The following is a 1545-nucleotide window of genomic DNA, read 5'->3' on the forward strand; positions in this document are numbered from 1 at the left end:
TCGGTGTTGATCACCCGGTCCGGCGGCACCACCGAGTCGGCCTGCTGCTCGGTGACCGTCTTGAAGCCTTTCTTCTGCAGTTCGGCGACCGCGTCCACCGACGCCATGCCGCGCACATCCGGCACCTGCACCGGGCGGGTCGTGCCGCCGGTGGTGTTGATCAGCACCGTGACGATCACGGTGAGCACCGCCAGCAGGGCGGCCGCGATCAGCCAGCGACTCACCGACCCGACCGGCCGCTCGGTGACGAAGTCGAGTTCCTGACGGGGCAGCGGGTCGGTCTGCGTTCCGGGCTGCCGGTCCGACGGTGCCGTCGTCAGCGACGCCCGGTCGGCGGCGGAGAGCACCCGGGGCGCCTCGGGTTTCTGCCCGTCGTGCACCCGAACCAGGTCCGCACGCATCTCCGCGGCGGTCTGGTAGCGGTTGGCCGGATTCTTGGCGAGCGCCTTGAGCACCACCGCGTCTAGGTCGTCGGAGATGCCGGGATGGCGCTGTGACGGTGGTACCGGATCTTCCCGGACATGCTGGTAGGCAACCGCGACCGGCGTGTCACCGACGAAAGGCGCTTCGCCGGTGAGGATTTCGTAGAGCACGCAGCCCAGCGAGTACACGTCGGAGCGGGCGTCCACCGGCTCGCCGCGAGCCTGCTCCGGGGAGAGGTACTGGGCGGTGCCGATCACCGCGGCGGTCTGGGTGACGCTGTTGCCGGCGTCGGCAATCGCCCGGGCGATGCCGAAGTCCATCACCTTGACCGCGCCGTTCTCGGTGACCATGATGTTGGCCGGTTTGACGTCGCGGTGGATGATGCCGTTTTTGTGGCTGAAGTTGAGCGCCTGGCAGGCGTCGGCGATGATCTCCAGCGCCCGCGTCGGTGGCAGCGGGCCGTCGTTCTGCACGATGTCGCGCAACGTGTCGCCGTCGACGAACTCCATCACGATGTAGGGCAGCGGTCCGGCCGGGGTCTCCGCCTCGCCGGTGTCGTACACCGCCACGATGGACGGATGGTTGAGCGAGGCGGCGTTCTGCGCCTCCCGCCGGAAGCGCAGGTAGAAGCTGGGGTCACGGGCCAGGTCGGCGCGCAGCACCTTGACCGCGACGTCGCGGTGCAGCCGGGTGTCGCGGGCCAGGTGCACCTCGGACATGCCGCCGAAGCCGAGGATCTCCCCGAGTTCGTAGCGATCCGAGAGCAGCGGGGGCGTGGTCATCGGGGTACCCGGTAATCGGCCGGCAGCGCGGCTCCGGCCGGGGCGGGCTCCGGGGGGATCCCGGCCGGTGGGGCGCCGGTTTCGGTGACCGTCGGCGGGCCGGGCGACGAGCCGCTGATCGGGTTCTTGTTGTTCACCACGATCAGCGCCGCGATGATGATCGCCAGTGCGCCCAGCACACCGGCCGCCCACAACAGCGCCCGCTGCCCGGCCGTGAAGGTGCGGCGCGGCGGGGGCGTGCTGGCCCGGGCGCGCCGGGCGGCCATCGCCCGCGCCGAGGTGGCGGGCCCGGTCCGGGTCGCCACGCCGGACGGGATCGAGGACGGGGCGGCGCGGCCGG

The 1545-nt window shown here is 71.5% G+C and carries 1 protein-coding gene and 1 pseudogene; both read right to left on the minus strand.

Annotation, left to right across the window (positions count from 1 at the left end; genetic code table 11):
* The coding region (gene pknB / locus AC2VNT_RS09825; RefSeq protein ID WP_486946676.1) for a Stk1 family PASTA domain-containing Ser/Thr kinase at positions 1 to 1205 on the minus strand (1205 nt) is incomplete at its 3' end.
* Positions 1202 to 1545 (minus strand): annotated as a pseudogene (locus AC2VNT_RS09830) (serine/threonine protein kinase); the annotation flags it as partial. The gene pknB and the pseudogene AC2VNT_RS09830, both read right to left, overlap by 4 nt.

The organism is Mycobacterium sp. TH-M15, assembly GCF_057473705.1.